The sequence below is a fragment of the Inhella inkyongensis genome (assembly GCF_005952805.1).
In the GTDB taxonomy this organism is placed as follows: Bacteria; Pseudomonadota; Gammaproteobacteria; order Burkholderiales; family Burkholderiaceae_C; genus Inhella; species Inhella inkyongensis.
The window spans coordinates 3,535,080-3,552,786 of sequence record NZ_CP040709.1; the positions used below are offsets into that span (position 1 = coordinate 3,535,080).

Genomic DNA, 17,707 nt, shown 5'->3' on the forward strand with positions numbered 1-17,707 from the left:
TCAATGGCGGCCATGCGTGAACTGAAGTATCGATGCCGCCGCCTGGCGGCCCTTTGTGTAGCGGCCGCCTCCGCCTCGGCCGCCCTGGCCCAAACCCCCGATGCCCTGATGGCCGAAGCCCAGGCCGCCTGGAAGAAGCGCGATCGCGCCCAGCTCAGCGTGCTGGCTGAACGGGCCCAGGCACAGGCCCATCCCTTGGCCTCCTGGGTCGACTACTGGCGCCAATTCAGCGCCCTGCCCTCGGCCCAGGTGGCCGATCTGGAGTCCTTCTACCAGCGCTGGCCGGGCAGCTATGTGGAAGACCGACTGCGCAACGACTGGCTGCTGGAGCTGGGCCGGCGCCAGGATTGGACGGCCTTTGCCGCCGACTACCCGCGCTTTCGCATGGATGACGACCGCGAGGTCCACTGCCATGCGCTGAGCGCCGAGCTGGCCCTGGGTCGCGCCCTCAAACCCAGCCCACTGCCCTTGAAGGAACGTGCGCTGCAGGCCTGGCTCGCCCAAAAAGATGCCGACGAGGGCTGCCATGCGATGGCCAAGACCCTGGTGGAGCGCAAGGTCTTTGGCAGCGATGAGCTGCGGCTGAAGATCAACCGCAGCGTCGAAGCCAGCCGTGCCAAAGCTTTCAAACAAACCCTGGAGTTGCTGCGCCCGCACGAGGCCAAGTCGCTGAACGAGGCCTATGAGAAACCCAGCCAATACCTGACGCGCAGCGCCCACACCAAGGGCCGCTGGCACCAGGAGGAGGCGGCCGTGGCCCTGGTGCGCCTGAGCGTGAGCAGCACCGAACGGCTCCCTGAGCTGATGCGCGAGCGTTGGGCCGCCGCGCTCTCGCCCGGCCTGCAGCAATGGGTCTGGGCCCAGGCCGCGCGTCAGGCGGGCTTTCGCCTGCAAGCGGATGCCGCCGACTTCGTGCGCGAGGCCTTTGCGGTGCGCCAGGCCACCCGCGATTGGAGTGAAGACAGCCTGACCTGGGCGGCCCGTGCGGCCTTGCGCGCCAATGCAGGCGCGGGCGATTGGCCGCTCTTGCGTCAAGTGATCGAAGGCATGCCCGAATCGCTGCGTCAAGAAAGCGGTTGGCGCTACTGGCTGGCCCAAGCGCGCTACCGCGCCGCGCCCGAGGGCGAGACCGGCGAGCCGCAGCGCCACGCCGCGCGCGGTGAGTTGCTCAAGCTGGCCCACCCTCTGCACTTCTACGGCCAGCTGGCCGCTGAAGAACTCGGCCAGCGACTGCCCCTGCCCGCCGCCCCCGCCCCCCTGAGCGAAGCCGAGCGCCAGCGCGCCGCCGGCCATGCAGGCCTGAACCGCGCCCTGCTGCTGATTCAACAAGGCCTGCGTGGCGAGGGCGTGCGCGAGTGGAATTTCAGCCTGCGCGGCATGGACGATCGCGAGCTGCTGGCGGCCGCCCAGCGCGCCTGCGAGGCCGAGGTCTGGGACCGCTGCATCAACACCAGCGAGCGCACCAAGACCCAGATCGATCTGGCCCAGCGCTACCCCACCCCGTTCCGCGAGCAGATGCTGGCCCAGGCCCGCACGGCCGGCCTGGACCCCGCCGATCCCTATGGCCTGATGCGCCAGGAGTCGCGCTTCATCAACGGCCAACGCTCGCATGCCGGTGCCGGCGGCCTGATGCAGGTGATGCCCGCCACCGCGCGCTGGACCGCCAAGAAACTGGGCCTGGCCTACGCGCCCGAGAAGCTGCAGGAGCTCGACTTCAATCTGCGCGTGGGCATGGGCTACTTCCGCCTGGTGCTGGACGACTTCGGCGGCGCCCTGCCCTTGGCGGCGGCGGCCTACAACGCCGGGCCAGGTCGGCCGCGGCGCTGGCGCGAGGGGGCCGAGCTGGACGCCGCCGCCTGGGCCGAGGTGCTGCCCTTCCATGAAACCCGGGACTATGTGCAGAAGGTGGTGTCCAACGCCACGGTGTACGCACGCCTGCTCGGGCGTGAGCAAGCGACCTTAAGGGAACGCCTGGGCCTGCGCATCGGCCCACGCCCAGCCGGCGCGCCGCCGGCCAATTTGGAACTGCCGCGCCCCAGCGTCGGCGAATAGGACGCGCCATGCGAATCTTGGTTCTGGGCGGCAGCGGCTTCATCGGCCGCGCCCTGTGCGAGCAATTGCAACGCGCCGGTCACCGCATCACCGTGCCCACCCGGCGCGACCGCCAATGGCGCGGGCTGGCCGCCCTGCCGGCCGTGCAAGTGGTGCGCGGCGATGTGCTCGGGGAGGCCGGACTGCTGGAGAGCCTGCTGCCCGGGCACGACGCGGTGGTCAATCTGATCGCCATCCTGCACGGCCGGCCGGTCGATTTCGAACGCCTGCATGTGCAGTGGCCGCACCGCCTGGGCCGCGCCTGCGTGCAGGCCGGCATTGGGCAGCTGGTGCACGTCAGCGCCCTGGGCGTGGAAGGGGGCGAGGCGAGCGGCTCGGACTATCTGCGCTCCAAGGCCCGGGGCGAGACCACGCTGCGGGCGCTGGACGGCCTGCCGCTGACGCTGATGCGCCCTTCGGTGGTGTTCGGCGCCGGCGATCAATTCCTGAACCTGTTCGCCAGCCTTCAGTCCGTCTTCCCGCTGCTGCCCCTGGGGGGCGCCAGCGCACGCATGCAGCCGGTCTGGGTGGAGGACGTGGCAACGGCACTGCTCCGAAGCCTGGAATGGCGCGAGGCCATCGGCCAGACCTATGAGCTGGCCGGACCCGAGATCAAGACCCTGCGTGAGCTGGTGCAGTTGGCGGGCCGCTGGGCCGGCTGCGCCCGGTCCGTGCTGCCCCTGCCCGCGCCGCTGGCCTATCTACAGGCCCAGTTCATGGAATGGCTGCCGGGTCCGCTCTTGAGCCGCGACAACCTGCGCTCCCTGCGCGTGCCCAATGTGGCCACGGGGCAGCTGCCGGGCCTGCGCGAACTGGGCGTGCAAGCCCACAGCCTGGCCGAGGTGGTGCCGCTCTATCTGGCGCCGGGGCAGGCCGAAGCGCGGCTGGATGAGCTGCGCGCCCGCCGCTGAGTTCACAAAGTTCTACCTCTTGACTCCTCCGTGCGGCTAGCATCGCCGCGCTTGCTGGCAGTCCCGCAGCTGGCTCCATCAACGGGACGGTCGGCCACAAACCAGCGCAGCCTGGGTCGCTTGCCGTTCCACACTTTTCGGAGACTGGAATGCAGACGACGACAAAGAAGTTGGGGTGGTTTGGTTTGATCCTGTGCGGCGCCCTCGCGGGACCGGCAGCACAGGCGGGCGAAAAGGTCTGGATCAGCGTGGGCGATGCCGCGCTGCAGATCTTGCAACGACAGGGCGCGGTGACCGAGACCCGCTCCAGCGTGCAAGCCGCCGCAAGGCTGAAGACGGGCGGCGAGCGCATCCATCTGGTGCAGGTCGATGAAGGTCAGCTGACCGCCCTGTCCGAGGCCGTGCACCATGAGCTCAAGCGCTGCGGTGGCTATATGTTCCATAGCAGCCAAGCCGAGGGCCTGGCCTTGCTGCAGCGCCAGGCCGACAGTGGCCTGCGCCAGCGCCTGGCGGTGGCCACCGCCACCCGGCCCAGCTATGTGATCGACCAGCAGACTGCAGTCAATCCGCTGCTCGGGCAGATGCAGTCCAGCCATATCGGACAGACCATCGTCGATCTCTCGGGCTTCACCAACCGCTACTACCAAACGACGGCGGGCGTGCAAGCCTCGGACTGGCTCAAACAGCGCTGGACGACGCTGGCCGCCGGCCGCAGCGACATCACGGTGGAGCAGTACACGCACGCGGGCTGGAAGCAGAAGTCGGTGATCGCGACGATCCAGGGCACAGACAACGCCGCCGAGGTGGTGGTGCTGGGTGGCCATCTGGACTCCACCCTGTCGAGTGGCGTGAGTGAGACCTCGCGGGCGCCCGGCGCCGACGACGACGCCTCGGGCGTGGCCTCGGTCACCGAGGTCCTGCGCGTACTGGCCGCCAGCGGCTACAAGCCGCGCCGCACCCTCAAGTTCATGGCCTACGCGGCGGAAGAGGTCGGCCTGCGCGGTTCGGCCGAGATTGCCAAGGCCCATGCCACGGCCGGCATCAATGTGGTGGGCGTGATGCAGTTGGACATGACGAACTACAAGGGTTCGGCCAATGACATCTACATCTACACCGACTACACCGACAGCACGCAAAACGGCTTCGTCACCAACCTGATCACCAGCTACCTGCCGACGCTCAAGGTGGGCACGGACCGTTGCGGCTACGGCTGTTCGGACCATGCCTCCTGGACCGCCCAGGGCTATGTGGCCAGCTTCCCCTTCGAAGCCACTTTCAGCGGCTCCAACCCCCATATCCACACCGCCAACGACACCTTTGCCAACAGCGGCAACCAGGCCGAGCATGCGCTGAAGTTCGCCAAGTTGGCCCTGGCCTACGCGGTGGAACTGGGCAGCGACGGCCCCGGCGTGCCACCGCCCACTGACAAGACCGAGACCTTCAGCGGCAGCCTCACGCGCGGCCAGACGCGCAGCTTCGGCCCCTTCAAAGTGGCGGGCGGCGGCAGCTTCAAGGCCAGCACCACAGGCACGGGGGACATCGACCTCTACGCCCGGGCCGGCAGCGTGCCCACCACCAGCCGCTATGGCTGCAAGAGTGACGGTGGCACCGCCACCGAGAGCTGCACCCTGAGCTTCAGCGCCAACGGCGACGCCTATGTACTGCTCAAGGGCTACACGGCCGGCAGCTACCAGCTGACGGTGGTGTACCGGCCGCAGTAAACGCAGGCCCCGCCGCAGCCGGGCTGCGGCGGGGACGCCTCTCGGGCACACTGCCGACACTTGAAGCGGAGACTCCCATGCAACTCGTGATCGGCAACAAGAACTACTCGTCCTGGTCGATGCGGCCCTGGGTGCTGATGAAGCACTTCGACCTGCCCTTCGACGAGGTGATGCTGCGCTTTGATTTCGGTCCGGGCTCGCAATTCAGCAGCGCCGCAGTTCGTTTCTCGCCCACGGCCCGGGTACCGGTGCTGGTGGAAGACGATGGCTTCACCACCTGGGACAGCCTGGCCATCGTCGAGCGCCTGGCCGAACTGTTTCCTCAGCACGCCATCTGGCCGCGCGACCCCAGGCAGCGCGCGCAGGCGCGCAGCATGGCCGCCACCATGCACAGCGGCTTTGGCGATCTGCGCCGCCTGTGCCCGATGAACATCGATTGCGACTTGCAAGCCGTGGGTCGGCGCCTGCTGGCCAGCGAACCCAATCTGTTCGCCGACCTCACCCGTCTGGAGGCCCTTTGGGAGCCGGCGCTGCAGGCCCATGGCGGGCCCTATCTGTTCGGTCGCGAGTTCAGCGCCGTCGATGCCTACTTCGCCCCCGTGGCCATGCGCGTGCTGCGCTACGGCCTGCCCCTGGGGCCGGAGGCCGCCAGCTATGTGGGCGCGCTGGAGGCCAATGAAGCCGTGCGCGCCTGGGTGGCCGGCGCCATGGACGAGAAGTGCTTTGTGGTCGAGGACGAGCCCTATCGCAGCGGCGCCAGCGAGGCACCGCGCTGAGCCTGACTCATCCCCGCAGCGGGGCGGACCCCACCGGGGTCCCGCCCTTTTTCAGTCCAACTCGCTCCAGTTCTTCACCTGATTGATCTCGAACTGGCCGTCGTCGTTGGCGTCTAGTTCCAGGCGCACTTGGGTGTTTGAGATCGCGCTCAATCGCAGGGTGCCGCCAGCCGAGCCCCGCACCACGATCTGGCCGCTGCGCGGGTAATCGTCCGTGCCCACGGTCAGCAAGGTTTGCGGCGTGCTGAGGGTCAGGGTCTGGCCCTGCACCAGGCTGCTGCTGAGATTGCCGCCCAAGACCACACGCAGCTCATTGCTGACCTTCTGTGCCTCGGTGCGGGTGTTCAGCAGCAGGGACTGGGTCTTGCCCTGGTAGCTGGCACTCAACTCCCAGTTCTGCGCCTGCATGCTCCAGTTGGCGGTGCTGCCGGACTGGTTGAGCGATAGCAGCATGCGGCCATGGATGCGCACACGGTCGCCATTGGCTTCCTGCACCGTGAAGTCGCTGTAGCTGGCCTCGAAACTGGCGCTGTAATTGCCGAAGCTCGGGCTACCGCTCGTCGAGCCCATGCTCACCTGGACACGCCCGTTCGTGGTCGTGCCGTCTTCCTTGCAGGCCTGGGCCTCCACCACGGCCGAGTCCCCGGCGTCGGATAGGCCGTTGTTATTGGCGTCGTTGAAGGTGACCACCATGCGCCCGCCCCCGCTGCAGGGCAGCACCTGGGTGTTGCTGGCGCGGGCCTGCACACGCAAGGCCTTGCGCAGCGGCTCCACCGCCGCCTGCGCCGTGGCCATCTGCAATCCTCCGCCCGTGATCGAGTTGGTGCTCAGGGAGAGCTGATAGGCCATGGCCGCAGCGCGGCTGACATCCTCGTAGTTGCTGGCGCTCAAGCGTGTGGCACTGGGCGCAGGCGCGTTACTGCTGCCATCGCCTCCGCCGCCGCAGGCGCTCAGACCCAGCGCGATCAAGAGGCTCCAACCCGTGTAGGGCAATTTCTGCATCGATTTCATGGTTTTCTCCCTGGTCAAAAAAGCGAGCGCATTTTGGCGGCGCAGCAGTGCATGGCCGCTCCTCCTGAAGAAGGAGCGCGGCCGCCGACAATGCGGCGATGGAGATCTATGAAGTGGGCGGCGCGGTGCGCGATGCGCTCTTGGGCCGACCGGTCAGCGACCGCGACTGGGTGGTGGTGGGCGCCTCGCCCGAGCAGATGCTGGCCGCTGGCTACCAAGCGGTGGGCAAGGACTTTCCGGTCTTTCTGCACCCGCGCACGCATCAGGAATACGCGCTGGCGCGCACCGAGCGCAAGAGCGGACGCGGCTACAAAGGCTTCGAGGTCTATGCCGCGCCCGAGGTCACGCTGGAAGAAGACCTGGCGCGCCGCGACCTGACGATCAATGCCATCGCCCGCGCGGCCGATGGCAGCCTGATTGATCCCTATGGCGGTCAGCGCGACATCGAGGCCCGGGTGCTGCGCCACGTGGGCCCGGCCTTTGCGGAAGACCCGGTGCGCATCCTGCGCCTGGCCCGCTTTGCCGCGCGCTTTGCCGACTTCCATGTCGCGCCCGAAACCCTGGCGCTCTGCCGCGAAATGGTGGAGGCAGGCGAAGTGGACCATCTGGTGGCCGAGCGCGTCTGGCAGGAGTTCGCCCGCGGGCTGATGGAGGCTGCGCCACAGCGCATGTTGGCCCTGCTGCGCGAATGCGGCGCGCTGGCGCGGCTGGCCCCCGAGCTGGATGCCTGCTGGGGTGTGCCGCAGCCGCTGGAACACCACCCCGAGGGCGACACCGGCACCCATCTGGACCTGGTGCTGGCGCAGACCGTGCGCATGCAGGCCCCGCTGGCGGTGCGCTTTGCGGCCCTGACGCACGATTTGGGCAAGGCCCTGACCCCCAAGCACCTGCTGCCGCGCCATATCGGCCACGACCAGGCCGGCGTGAAGCCCTTGCTGCGCCTGTGCGAACGCTTGAAACCGCCCGTGGAGGCGCGCGAGCTGGCTCGCCTAGCCTGTGCCGAGCACATCCATGTGCACCAGAGCGGCAACTTCGGCGCGGAGGCCGTGCAGCGCCTGCTGGGCCGCTGCGACGCCCTGCGCCGGCCCGAACGCTTTGCGCTCTTGATGCAGGTCTGCGAGGCCGACGCCCGCGGGCGGCTGGGCCTGGAGGATCGCCCCTACCCCCAGGCCGAGCGCCTGCTCAATGCCCTGGCGGCGGCCCAGGCCGTGGACAGCGCGGCCATCAGTGCCCCGCTGCTGGCGGCCGGGGCGCGCGGCGAGGCCATCGGCCGGGCGGTGGAGGCGGCGCGGCGGGCTGCGATTGCGCAGGTGCTCAAGGGTGAAGCGCTCACCTCAGATTGAGCCCTGCCCACCGATGCGTCGCCCCATGCGAACCCCCTCTCGCCGAATGCCCGAATTCAGCGGCAGACCCCTCGGCCTTCGGGACGCCCTGACGTTGGCCTGCCTTGCGATGGGTCTCCTTTACGTCTTCTTTGTCCATCCCTGGACGGTCGCGCTGGTACTGGCTCTGCTCCTCCTCGGAGCACTGTGCGCACGCCATGCAGCGCACCAGCAAGCCCACCAACTCCGCCAACTTGCCGCATCCCGACCCAACGAATCGATCTGCGACTTCGCACGTGCCTTTGACTTGCGAGAGGTGGACAGCTGGATCGTTCGTGCGGTGTACGAGCAGGTTCAAGCCCAGCTGCACCAGGTCCATCCGCAGTTCCCACTGCGCGCCTCCGACCGGCTGATGGCAGATCTACAACTCGATGCTGACGACATCGACCTGGACCTCGCGCCCCAAATCGAGCAACGTACCGGCAGAAGCCTGGACCGGGCGGAACGGAATCCGCTGTTTGGCAAGGTCATTACGCTGGGTGACCTGGTGCGCTTCTTCCAAGGGCAGGCTCCACAGCGGCAGGTTCAGGCCAGCTAAGGCGTCGCCTCAGCAACACCTGCCTGGCTTGCGGGGCACCAATCAGGCGCCTGCGCCACCATCCGCCGCAGCGCCGGCAAGCAAGAGCCGCATTGCGTGCCGCAGCGCAGCGCGGCCTGCAGTCCGGCCAGGTCGCGCACGCCCTCGGCCATGCATCGGCGGATCTGGTCCTCGCGCACGTCCAGGCAGTTGCACACCTGCGCGGCCGGCGGTGCGCTCAAGGCGGCATCGGGTGGTCGGCCGGGCCCCAACAGCCAGCGCCCCAGCGCACGCACGTTCTGTTGGGTCTGCCACAGCGGCAGCAACCAAGCTCCCTCGTCCTGCCGACCGATGCGCGCAAAGGCCTGCAGGCGATCCCCCTCCAGGCGCAGGCTGCGCAGCCGGCCCTGGGCGCTGTCGGCGTAGCGGTGGCTGCCGGGCCCCTGCAGATCCAGCGCCGCCGTCAAGCGCTCGATCCACGCTGGGGCGGGCGGCGCGGCAATGGCCGCCTCCAGAACCCACCCGAGCCGGCCCGCTGGGGCTTGCGGCGCGGGCAGGCAGTGGGCCTGATCGGTCTCGGCCATCAGGGCCTGCAGAGCACTGCGCAAAATCGGCTCTTGGCTGGGCAGCACGAAGGCGCCGGCACTGACGCGCCAAGGCAGCTCCACCGCTTCAATCTGGGCGGCGCTGAACTTCAGCTCGGGCTGCTGACTGTCTGGACAGCGTGCTGCAGCACTCACTTCATTGACGCCGTGGCGCAGGAACTCCGGCCCCCAGTGCATGGGCAGATCCGCCGCGCCCAGGCGCAGGCTGCGGTCCAACTGCAGCGGCAGCAGCACGGCGCCCCGTGCCGTGCTCACGCGCACCAGGTCGCCGTCGGCCAGCCCTCGCCGCGCAGCGTCCTGGGGGTGCAGGCGCAGCTTGGGCTGGGGGGTGTGGGCGAACAGAGTCGGCACACGGCCGCTGCGGCTCATGCCATGCCATTGGTCGCGCAGCCGGCTGCTGAGCAAGGCAAACGGCCGCTGGGGGCTGAGGCGCTCGGCCGGCGCCTGGTAGGGTTTGGCGATGAAGCGTGCACGGCCGTCAGGAAAGACAAAACGGGCGTCGGTGTAGAGGCGATTCGTGGGGCCCTGCACAAAGGGCCATTGCTGCGGACCATCCCGGTCCAGCGCGGCCCAGCTCAGGCCGCCGATGTCGAGGTCGCGCCCGCGCGTGGTCTCGCGGTGCTGCAGCCACAGCGACTCAGGCCCCTCATCGGCGCGGAACAGGGGCGCCAGACCGGGGCGCAGTTGCGGCTCCAACCGCAGCGCCACGTCGCGCACGATGCGCCAGTCCGCGCGCGCCTCACCCGGCGGTGCCAGGGCCGCGCGCACGCGGCTGATGCGGCGCTCGCTATTGGTCACCGTGCCCTCCTTCTCGCCCCAACTGGCGGCCGGCAGCACCCAGTCGGCATAGGCCTCGGTGGCGGTGCCGGCAAAGGCTTCCTGCAGCACCACCAGCTCGCAGCGTTGCAGAGCCTGGCGCACCAGGGCCTGGTCCGGCAGAGACTGGGCCGGATTGGTGCACGCGATCCACAGCGCCTTGACCTCGCCCCGCGCCGCCCCTTCGAACAGGGCCAGCGCGGTGTGGCCCGGACCGGGCAGGGTCTCGCTCGCATCCAGGCCCCAGAGCGCGGCCACCTCGGCGCGCTGCGCCGGATCGGCCGGGTCGCGGTGACCGGGCAGCAGCGTGGCCATGCCGCCAGCCTCGCGTCCGCCCATGGCATTGGGCTGGCCGGTGAGCGAGAAGGGCCCGGCGCCCGGCTTGCCGATCTGGGCGGTGGCGAGGTGCAAGTTGATCAACGCCGTGTTCTTGGCCGTGCCGCTGCTGCTCTGATTCAGGCCCTGGCAGTAAAGGCTCAGGCTACCGGCGGCACGCGCAAACCACTCGGCCGCCGTCCAGAGATCGACCTCGCGCAGCCCGCAGACCTGCGCCGCGCGCGCCGGGGTCCACTCGCGCACCAGGGCCTTCAGCGCGTCAAAGCCTTCCGTGCGCGCCGCGATGAAGTCCTGATCCACCCAGCCGTTCCAGATCCAGGCATGCAGCAGTCCGTGCAGCAGGGCCACGTCGGTGCCTGGCTGCAGCTGCAGATGCAGATCGGCCAGCTCGGCACTCTCGGTGCGACGCGGGTCCACCACGATCAGCTTCTGTCCGGGCCGACCGGCCCGATGCGCGCGGGCAGCCTCTAGGCGTCGGAACAGCACCGGGTGGGCCCAGGCCGGATTGGCGCCGATGACCAGGATGCACTCGGCCTGTTCCACATCCTCGTAGCTGCAGGGCGGCGCATCGGCGCCCAGGCTCTGCTTGTAGCCGGCCACCGCCGAGCTCATGCACAGGCGCGAGTTGGAGTCGATGTGTGGGGTCTTGATGACGCCCCGCGCCAGCTTGTTGAAGGCGCAGTAGTCCTCGGTCAGCAACTGGCCGCTGATGTAGAAGCCGATGGCCTCGGGGCCATGCTGGCGGCGGATGCGCAGCAGCTCGGCGGCCAGGCGCTCGTTCGCCATATCCCAGCTGCTGGGCCGCAATGCGCCGCCCCGCGCCGCGCGCCATTGGGGTGTCAGCAGGCGCTGCGTCTGGCGCACCAGGGGGCTGGCCGTGTGGTGCAGATTGATGCCCTTGCTGCACAGGCGCCCGAAGTTCGCCGGGTGATCGGGGTCGCCCCGCACCCCGGTGATCTGCTGGCCGTCGTGTTCGATGACGACGCCACATCCCACTCCACAGTAGGGACAGGTGGACTTCGTTTCCAACATCAGGCGGGGGCCGGGTTGGGGATGATCGCGATGCGCTTGGCGCAGGGGCCGGCCACGGGCGGGGCGAGGTCCAGTGCGTGCTCGTCCAACTCTTGCTGCAGCAACTGGATCACGCCCTCGACGACTTGCACTTGAAAAACCGGCGTGCAGCCTTCATCCGGCGCATGGGCTTGGCCGCTGGCTAGGCCAATCGTCCAATGGTGCAAGGGGCAGGCCACGCTGCGGCCAAACACCAGGCCCTGGCTAAGTGGCCCGCCCTTGTGCGGGCAGCGGTCCAGCAGCGCGAAGACCTCGTCGTTGGCCGTGCGGAACAAGGCCACGTCCATGCCGCGGGCGCGGGCCACGCGGCGGGCGCCCAGCAGGGGGATGTCGTGGAGGTGGCAGATGGGTTTCCAGGTGTTCATGGGGATTCGTAGGTCGCTGTGTGTGTGTTCATGTGACAGCCCGCAGGGGCTTCACCCCTGCACCCGACCCCATTTCTCTTTGCGTCGCCAAAGAGAAATGGGGGAAAGAGAAAGGTGACCCCGGGAAACGGAGCGACTGGCTGAAGTCCGGGCTGTTCGGCTGTTGGCTGTTTGGGGGTCCCCCTATGCCAAGCCGAGGAGCGCAGAAGGACAGGCCAGCGCGCGTCAGCGCGCCACGTGAACTAACTCGGCGCGGCCGTTCAAACGCAGTGAGCGCAGCGAACGGAGTGCGTTCCGCGCCTGGGCTGAGCCCGGACAGGGGACAGTCCCTGCGGACTGTCCGCCTGCCTGGCGAAGGCCTTTGCGCCTGCAAGCGCAAAGGCCTGGCTTTCGAGCACCACAGGGAACCGCTCGCCGCAGGCGGGCGGCGCTGGCATCGGGGGTCGCCTTTCTCTTTCCCCCTTTCTCTTTGGCGAAGCAAAGAAAAGGGGGGCGGGTGCAGGGGTGAAGCCCCTGCGGGCTGCCCCATTCCAATCACCCAGCGAGCAAGGCTCATGACGGCACCGCCTCAAACTGCCGCAAATCCACCCGTGCCTGCTCAAACTCAAACCAAGGATCCGGCTCGCCATCGAGCGCGAACTGCAGCTGCTGCCACAGAGCACGGCGCCCTTCAATGTCCTCGACGATGCGACGCTTCACGTGGTCCAGGCCCACACGCGCCAGGTAATGCACGGTGCGCTCCAGGTACCAGGCTTCCAGCCGGTAAAGCTGCAAGAACGCACCGCTGACCTCCAGCACCTCGGCGGCGGTCTTGACCTTGCACAGGAACTGAGCCACCTCGGTCTTGATGCCGCCGTTGCCGCCCACATGGATCTCCCAACCGGAATCCACACCGACCACGCCAACGTCCTTGATGCCGGACTCCGCACAGTTGCGCGGACAACCCGAGACCGCGAGCTTGACCTTGTGCGGCGCCGGCATGCGCCACAGCGCACGCTCGAGAATCTTGCCCATCTGCGTGCTGTCCTGGGTGCCAAAGCGGCACCACTCCGAGCCCACGCAGGTCTTCACGGTGCGCAAGGCCTTGGCATAGGCATGGCCGCTGGGCATGCCTATGTCTTTCCACACCAAGGGCAGGTCTTCCTTCTTCACGCCCAGCAGGTCGATGCGCTGCCCGCCCGTCACCTTCACGGTGGGAATCTGGTACTTGTCCACCACATCGGCAATGCGCCGCAGCTCGGCCGCCGAGGTCTCGCCGCCCCACATGCGCGGCACCACCGAGTAGGTCCCGTCCTTCTGGATGTTGGCGTGACTGCGCTCGTTGATCAGCCGGCTCTGCGGGTCGTCCTGCGCCTCCTTCGACCAGGTGCTGATCAGGTAATAGTTGATCGCCGGACGGCAGGTGCTGCAGCCATTCGGGCTTTGCCAGCCCAAGGCATGGAAGACCTCCTCCTTGCTCAGCAGATGGCCCTTGGCAATCAGGTCGCGCACCTCCTGATGACTGGCCTGCGTGCAGCCACAGATCGCCTTCTTCTTGGGCGCGGCGGAGTAGTCACCGCCCGCCGTCACCATGATCAGTTGCTCCACCAGGCCGGTGCAGGAGCCACAGGACGCGGAGGCCTTGGTGTGCTTGCGCACGTCTTCCAGCGTGAACAGGCCTTTGTCCCGAATGGCCTTGCAGATGGCGCCCTTGGTGACGCCGTTGCAACCGCAGACCTCATCACCGTCCTGCAGCGCGGCGGCGCGGTTCTGGCCCTGGTGCCCCAGATCGCCGACATTGGATTCGCCAAACATCAGCCGGTCGCGAATGTCGGCGATCGGCCGTCCTTCGCGCAGCAGCTTGAAGTACCAGCCGCCGTCCACCGTGTCGCCGTACAGGCAGGCCCCCACCAGGCGGTCGTCCTGAATCACCAGCTTCTTGTAGACCCCGGCAAAGGGGTCGCTCATCACGATCTCCTCGCGCCCCTCGCCACCCATGAAGTCGCCGGCCGAGAACAGATCGATGCCGGTGACCTTCAGCTTGGTGCTGGTCTGCGAACCGGTGTAGCGACCGATGCCGAACTGCGCCAGATGGGTGGCGCACACCTTGCCCTGTTCGAACAAGGGCGCCACCAGGCCATAGGCCACGCCGCGGTGCGCCGCGCACTCGCCGAGGGCATAGATGCGCGGGTCGGTCACGGTCTGCAGGGTGTCACTGACGACCACACCGCGCTGGCAGTGCAGGCCGGCGCGCTCAGCCAGTTCGGTGTTCGGCCGGATGCCGGCGGCCATCACCACCAGGTCGGCCGGGATCTCCTCGCCACCCTTGAACTGGACGGCCATGACCCGGCCGCTGCGTCCATCGTCCGTGTCGCCGATCAGGGCCTGGGTGTGGGTGCCGGTGCGGAAACGCAGGCCGCGTGCCTCCAGGGATCGCTGCAGCAGGTCCGCTGCCATCCGATCGAGCTGGCGCTCCATCAGCCACTCCCCCAGATGCACCACGGTGACCTGCATCCCGCGCAGCATCAGTCCGTTGGCAGCCTCCAGACCCAGCAGGCCGCCGCCAATCACCACGGCGTGGCGGTACTTCGCACTGGCCTCGATCATGGCCTGGGTGTCGGCAATGTCCCGGTAGGCCAGCACCCCGTCCAGGCCCTTGCCAGGAATGGGCGGGATGAAGGGCAGCGAGCCGGTGGCCAGCAGCAGGCGGTCGTAGTCGGCGGCCGCTCCATCGGCCGCGATCACGCGCCGGCGCAAGCGATCAATCTGCGTCACCGGCTTGCCCAGGTGCAGGGTAATGCCGTGCTCGGCATACCAGCTCAGCGGGTTCAGCACGATTTCGTCCAGCGTCTGCTCGCCGGCCAGCACCGGGCTCAGGAGGATGCGGTTGTAGTTCGGGTGCGGCTCGGCCCCGAACACCGTGATGTCGTAGAGATCGGGCGCGATCTTCAACAACTCCTCGAGCGTGCGCACGCCGGCCATGCCATTGCCCACCAGCACCAGTTTTTGTCTTGCCGTCATGCCTGGGCCTCCAGGGGATGGTTCTGGCGGGTGTAGAGGAAGTCGATCACCGCCTTGCGCGCCTGCATATAGGCGGGCTCCTCGGCCAAGGCCACGCGATTGCGCGGGCGTGGCAGGTCCACCGCCAGCACCTGCCCGATGGTGGCGGCCGGGCCATTGCTCAGCATCACGATGCGGTCACTCAGCAGCACCGCCTCGTCCACGTCGTGGGTCACCATCACCACGGTGGACCGGGTGCGCGCCACGATGGCCAGCAGCTCGTCCTGCAGCTTCGCGCGGGTCAGGGCGTCCAACGCGCCAAAAGGCTCGTCCATCAGCAACACCTTGGGCTCCATGGCCAAAGCGCGCGCAATGCCCACACGCTGCTTCATGCCGCCGCTGATCTCGGCCGGCCGCTTGGCGGCCGCGGCCGCCATGCCCACCAGGTCCAGCGCGGCCTGCACCCGTTCGCGCAGGCGGGCACGGCTCTCGCGCGCCCCGAACACCTGCTCCACCGCCAGCATCACGTTGTCGGCGCAGGACAGCCAAGGCAGCAGCGAGCGGTTCTGGAACACCACCGCGCGTTCGGGCCCGGGCCGCGCGATCTCGCGGCCGTCACAGATCAACACCCCCGAGCTCGGCTTGAGCAGGCCCGCGATCAGGTTCAAGAGCGTGCTCTTGCCGCACCCGCTGTGCCCGATCAAGGACACAAACTCCCCGGCGGCGATGCGCAGATGAATTGGGCTCAGCGCATGAAAGCGCCCGCGCGCGGTGTCGAACACCATGTCAGCGCCTTGGATCTCAATCATGGGAAAACCTCCGGCCCACGGCCATCAACAGCTGCTCCAGCAGCAGGCCGACCAGGCCGATCACGAAGATGGCAATCAGGATGTGGGCGACGTTCAGGTTGTTCCACTCATCCCACAGCCAGAAGCCGATGCCGGCGCCGCCGGTCAGCATCTCGGCCGCCACGATCACCAGCCAGGCCGTACCCACCGAGAGGCGCACACCGGTCAGCAAATAGGGCAGCACCGCCGGAAAGAGGATGCGCGTGATGAGCTTCCACTCGGACAGATTCAGCACCCGCGCCACATTCAGATAGTCCTGCGGCACGCGCTGCACACCCTGGGCGGTGTTGAGGATCATGGGCCAGATGGAACAGATGAAGATCGTCCAGATCGCCGCCGGGTCCGCGCTCTTGAAGGCCAGCAGGCCGATGGGCAGCCAGGCCAGCGGGCTGACCGGCCGCAGCAGGCTGATCAGCGGCCCCAGCATCTGCGCCAAAAAGGCAAAACGCCCGAGCGCAAAGCCCAGCGGAATGCCCACCAGGGCCGCCAGCCCAAAGCCGATTCCCACACGCTGCAGGCTGGCCAGGATGTTCCAGCCGATGCCCTGGTCGTTGGGGCCCTTGACATAGAAGGGGTCAGCGAACAGTTGCAGCGCCGCGCCCCAGGTGGCGGCCGGGGTGGGAAAGGCGCCGCCCTTTTGCGTCAGCAGGGTCCACAGACCCACCAACAAGGCCATGCCGATGGTGGGCGCCAGGACCGGCAAGAGCCAAGGGCGCAGAGACCGGCGTGGGCGCGGGGCCGCCGAGGGCGCAAGCGGCCGGGCCGCGGCGACGACGGGGGGTGGGGACGCTGCGGCCGCCTCGGACGGCGGCACGGTGAGTGGGGTGGCCAACATCGCGCCCTCCTCAGGCCTTGATGCGGAAGGCATCGGCGTACTTGGCGGGGTCCTTGCCATCCCAGACCCCACCGTCAATGAGGGTGCTGGTGCGCAGCTCGCTCTTGGGCAGGCTGATCTTGAGCTGCGCAGCCGCCTGGGCGTAGAGCGCGGTCTGGTTGATGGCGCGCGCCACGCCCAGGTAGTCCGGGTGGCTCTTCAGCAAGCCCCAGCGCTTGTGCTGGGTCAGGAACCACATGCCGTCGCTCAAGTACGGGTAGTTGACCGCCCCGTCATCAAAGAAGCGCATCGGCCGTGGGTCGTCCCAGGTCTTGCCCAGTCCATTCTGGTAGCGACCCAGGATGCGCTGGTTGATCGCCTCCACGCTGGTGTTGACATAGCTCTTCTCGGCGATGGTCTCGGCCATCTGCAACTTGTTCTTCAGGCTGGCATCGATCCAGCGCCCGGCCTCCAACACGGCCATGATGGCCGCACGCGCGGTATTGGGGTGGCGCTGCACGAACTCGGCCGTGGCGCCCAGCACCTTCTCAGGGTGGTCGGGCCAGATCTCCTGCGAGGTGGCCGCCGTCACGCCGATGCCGTCCAGGATGGCGCGGTGATTCCAGGGCTCACCGACGCAAAAGCCGTCCATATTGCCGACCCGCATATTCGCCACCATCTGCGGTGGTGGCACGGTGATGACCTTTGCATCGCGCAGCGGGTGGATGCCATGGGCCGCCAACCAGTAGTACAGCCACATGGCGTGCGTGCCGGTCGGGAAGGTTTGCGCAAAGGTGTACCCCTGGTCTGGGCTGCGTTTCTGACTCCCCATCACCCGCGCCAGCGAGGCGCCGTCCACCGCGCCCGCCTCGGCCAGGCGCTTGGACAGGGTGATGGCCTGGCCATTGCGGTTCAGGGTCATCAGCAGGGCCATGTCCTTTTTGGGACCGCCCACGCCCAGGTGCACGCCGTAGAGCAGGCCATAGAGCACATGGGCCAGGTCCAGGTCCCCATGCACCAGCTTGTCACGCACACCGGCCCAACTGGCTTCCTTGCTGAGCACGAACTTGATGCCGTACTTGCGGTCAAAGCCCAGCACCGAGGCCATCACCACCGAGGCACAGTCGGTCAGCGGGATGAAGCCCACCCGCACCTCCTCTTTCTCAGGGCGGTCGCTGCCCTGGGCCCAGGCCTGGGGCAGCACCTGAGCGGCGGCGGCCAGGGCGCCGGCACCCAGCAGCACACGCCGCTTGGGGTGACGCTCGGTATCGAACAGGGGAGGGATTTCGTGCATGGGGGTCTCCGTCGGAACAAAAAAAGGGCGCCACAGCCCCTGAACGACGCGACCCCGGTGGGCGGAGCCCTTGTGCATCGTCAGCGGCTGGACGCCCTTGCCCAGTTCCCCCACGCCCTTGCGGGGGATGCCCTGCTGTACGCAAGCCCTGTGCCAAGGAGAACACCGGC

At 68.1% G+C, this 17,707-nt stretch carries 13 protein-coding genes; 6 read left to right on the forward strand and 7 right to left on the reverse strand.

Annotated elements, in window-relative coordinates; translation table 11 throughout:
- Positions 1–12 precede the first annotated feature (12 nt).
- The 4 genes from FF090_RS16655 to FF090_RS16670 all read left to right on the forward strand — a co-directional run bounded on the left by FF090_RS16655 (position 13) and on the right by FF090_RS16670 (position 5,499).
- A complete protein-coding gene (locus FF090_RS16655) occupies positions 13–2,052 on the forward strand; it encodes a lytic transglycosylase domain-containing protein (RefSeq protein WP_138857796.1) in 2,040 nt (679 codons plus the stop codon).
- Between the two features lie 8 nt (positions 2,053–2,060).
- The gene (locus FF090_RS16660) at positions 2,061–3,002 is read left to right on the forward strand and encodes a complex I NDUFA9 subunit family protein (protein ID WP_138857797.1); all 942 of its coding nucleotides are present in this window, start codon (positions 2,061–2,063) and stop codon (positions 3,000–3,002) included.
- Positions 3,003–3,151: 149 nt separating this feature from the next.
- A complete protein-coding gene (locus tag FF090_RS16665; RefSeq protein WP_138857798.1) occupies positions 3,152–4,723 on the forward strand; it encodes a M20/M25/M40 family metallo-hydrolase in 1,572 nt (523 codons plus the stop codon).
- A gap of 77 nt (positions 4,724–4,800) precedes the next feature.
- Positions 4,801–5,499, forward strand: coding sequence for a glutathione S-transferase family protein (locus tag FF090_RS16670; protein WP_138857799.1), 699 nt, complete (start codon positions 4,801–4,803; stop codon positions 5,497–5,499).
- A gap of 51 nt (positions 5,500–5,550) precedes the next feature.
- On the opposite strand, the gene FF090_RS16675 is transcribed toward FF090_RS16670, so the two are convergent.
- Positions 5,551–6,510, reverse strand: coding sequence for a hypothetical protein (locus FF090_RS16675; RefSeq protein WP_138857800.1), 960 nt, complete (start codon positions 6,508–6,510; stop codon positions 5,551–5,553).
- A gap of 98 nt (positions 6,511–6,608) precedes the next feature.
- Between FF090_RS16675 and FF090_RS16680 the strand changes: the two genes are divergently transcribed.
- Together FF090_RS16680 and FF090_RS16685 are read left to right on the forward strand one after the other, a co-directional pair.
- Positions 6,609–7,853, forward strand: a complete 1,245-nt coding sequence (locus tag FF090_RS16680; RefSeq protein ID WP_138857801.1) for a multifunctional CCA addition/repair protein — start codon at positions 6,609–6,611, stop codon at positions 7,851–7,853.
- 46 nt (positions 7,854–7,899) lie between these two features.
- On the forward strand, positions 7,900–8,430 hold the full coding sequence (locus FF090_RS16685) for a hypothetical protein (RefSeq protein WP_246071453.1): 531 nt from the start codon (positions 7,900–7,902) through the stop codon (positions 8,428–8,430).
- On the opposite strand, the gene FF090_RS16690 is transcribed toward FF090_RS16685, so the two are convergent.
- From FF090_RS16690 to FF090_RS16715, 6 genes are all read right to left on the reverse strand, one after another.
- Positions 8,427–11,198, reverse strand: a complete 2,772-nt coding sequence (locus tag FF090_RS16690) for a nitrate reductase (protein WP_138857802.1) — start codon at positions 11,196–11,198, stop codon at positions 8,427–8,429. The two genes, FF090_RS16685 and FF090_RS16690, sit on opposite strands and share 4 nt — an antisense overlap.
- Positions 11,198–11,602, reverse strand: coding sequence for a nitrite reductase small subunit NirD (gene nirD / locus FF090_RS16695; RefSeq protein WP_138857803.1), 405 nt, complete (start codon positions 11,600–11,602; stop codon positions 11,198–11,200). Before nirD ends, FF090_RS16690 begins: the two co-directional genes overlap by 1 nt.
- A 552-nt stretch (positions 11,603–12,154) precedes the next feature.
- Complete coding sequence (gene nirB, locus FF090_RS16700; RefSeq protein WP_138857804.1) at positions 12,155–14,602, reverse strand: nitrite reductase large subunit NirB; 2,448 nt, start codon at positions 14,600–14,602, stop codon at positions 12,155–12,157.
- Complete coding sequence (locus tag FF090_RS16705) at positions 14,599–15,390, reverse strand: ABC transporter ATP-binding protein (RefSeq protein WP_246071454.1); 792 nt, start codon at positions 15,388–15,390, stop codon at positions 14,599–14,601. The genes nirB and FF090_RS16705 overlap by 4 nt, the downstream gene beginning before the upstream one ends.
- Positions 15,383–16,297 (reverse strand): nitrate ABC transporter permease, encoded by a 915-nt coding sequence (gene ntrB, locus FF090_RS16710; RefSeq protein ID WP_217502993.1) that lies wholly within the window; start codon positions 16,295–16,297, stop codon positions 15,383–15,385. Before ntrB ends, FF090_RS16705 begins: the two co-directional genes overlap by 8 nt.
- On the reverse strand, positions 16,275–17,537 hold the full coding sequence (locus tag FF090_RS16715; RefSeq protein WP_138857806.1) for a CmpA/NrtA family ABC transporter substrate-binding protein: 1,263 nt from the start codon (positions 17,535–17,537) through the stop codon (positions 16,275–16,277). Before FF090_RS16715 ends, ntrB begins: the two co-directional genes overlap by 23 nt.
- Positions 17,538–17,707: the final 170 nt, after the last annotated feature.

Excerpts from the sequence above, each read along its gene's own strand:
- nirB (WP_138857804.1), bottom strand. The coding sequence starts at position 14,602 with ATGACGGCAAGACAAAAACTGGTGCTGGTGGGCAATGGCATGGCCGGC.
- nirD (WP_138857803.1), bottom strand. The coding sequence starts at position 11,602 with ATGAACACCTGGAAACCCATCTGCCACCTCCACGACATCCCCCTGCTG.
- FF090_RS16685 (WP_246071453.1), top strand. The coding sequence starts at position 7,900 with ATGCCCGAATTCAGCGGCAGACCCCTCGGCCTTCGGGACGCCCTGACG.
- FF090_RS16675 (WP_138857800.1), bottom strand. The coding sequence starts at position 6,510 with ATGAAATCGATGCAGAAATTGCCCTACACGGGTTGGAGCCTCTTGATC.
- FF090_RS16670 (WP_138857799.1), top strand. The coding sequence starts at position 4,801 with ATGCAACTCGTGATCGGCAACAAGAACTACTCGTCCTGGTCGATGCGG.
- FF090_RS16665 (WP_138857798.1), top strand. The coding sequence starts at position 3,152 with ATGCAGACGACGACAAAGAAGTTGGGGTGGTTTGGTTTGATCCTGTGC.
- FF090_RS16660 (WP_138857797.1), top strand. The coding sequence starts at position 2,061 with ATGCGAATCTTGGTTCTGGGCGGCAGCGGCTTCATCGGCCGCGCCCTG.
- FF090_RS16655 (WP_138857796.1), top strand. The coding sequence starts at position 13 with ATGCGTGAACTGAAGTATCGATGCCGCCGCCTGGCGGCCCTTTGTGTA.
- FF090_RS16705 (WP_246071454.1), bottom strand. The coding sequence starts at position 15,390 with ATGATTGAGATCCAAGGCGCTGACATGGTGTTCGACACCGCGCGCGGG.
- FF090_RS16680 (WP_138857801.1), top strand. The coding sequence starts at position 6,609 with ATGGAGATCTATGAAGTGGGCGGCGCGGTGCGCGATGCGCTCTTGGGC.
- FF090_RS16690 (WP_138857802.1), bottom strand. The coding sequence starts at position 11,198 with ATGTTGGAAACGAAGTCCACCTGTCCCTACTGTGGAGTGGGATGTGGC.
- FF090_RS16715 (WP_138857806.1), bottom strand. The coding sequence starts at position 17,537 with ATGCACGAAATCCCTCCCCTGTTCGATACCGAGCGTCACCCCAAGCGG.
- ntrB (WP_217502993.1), bottom strand. The coding sequence starts at position 16,297 with ATGCCTTCCGCATCAAGGCCTGAGGAGGGCGCGATGTTGGCCACCCCA.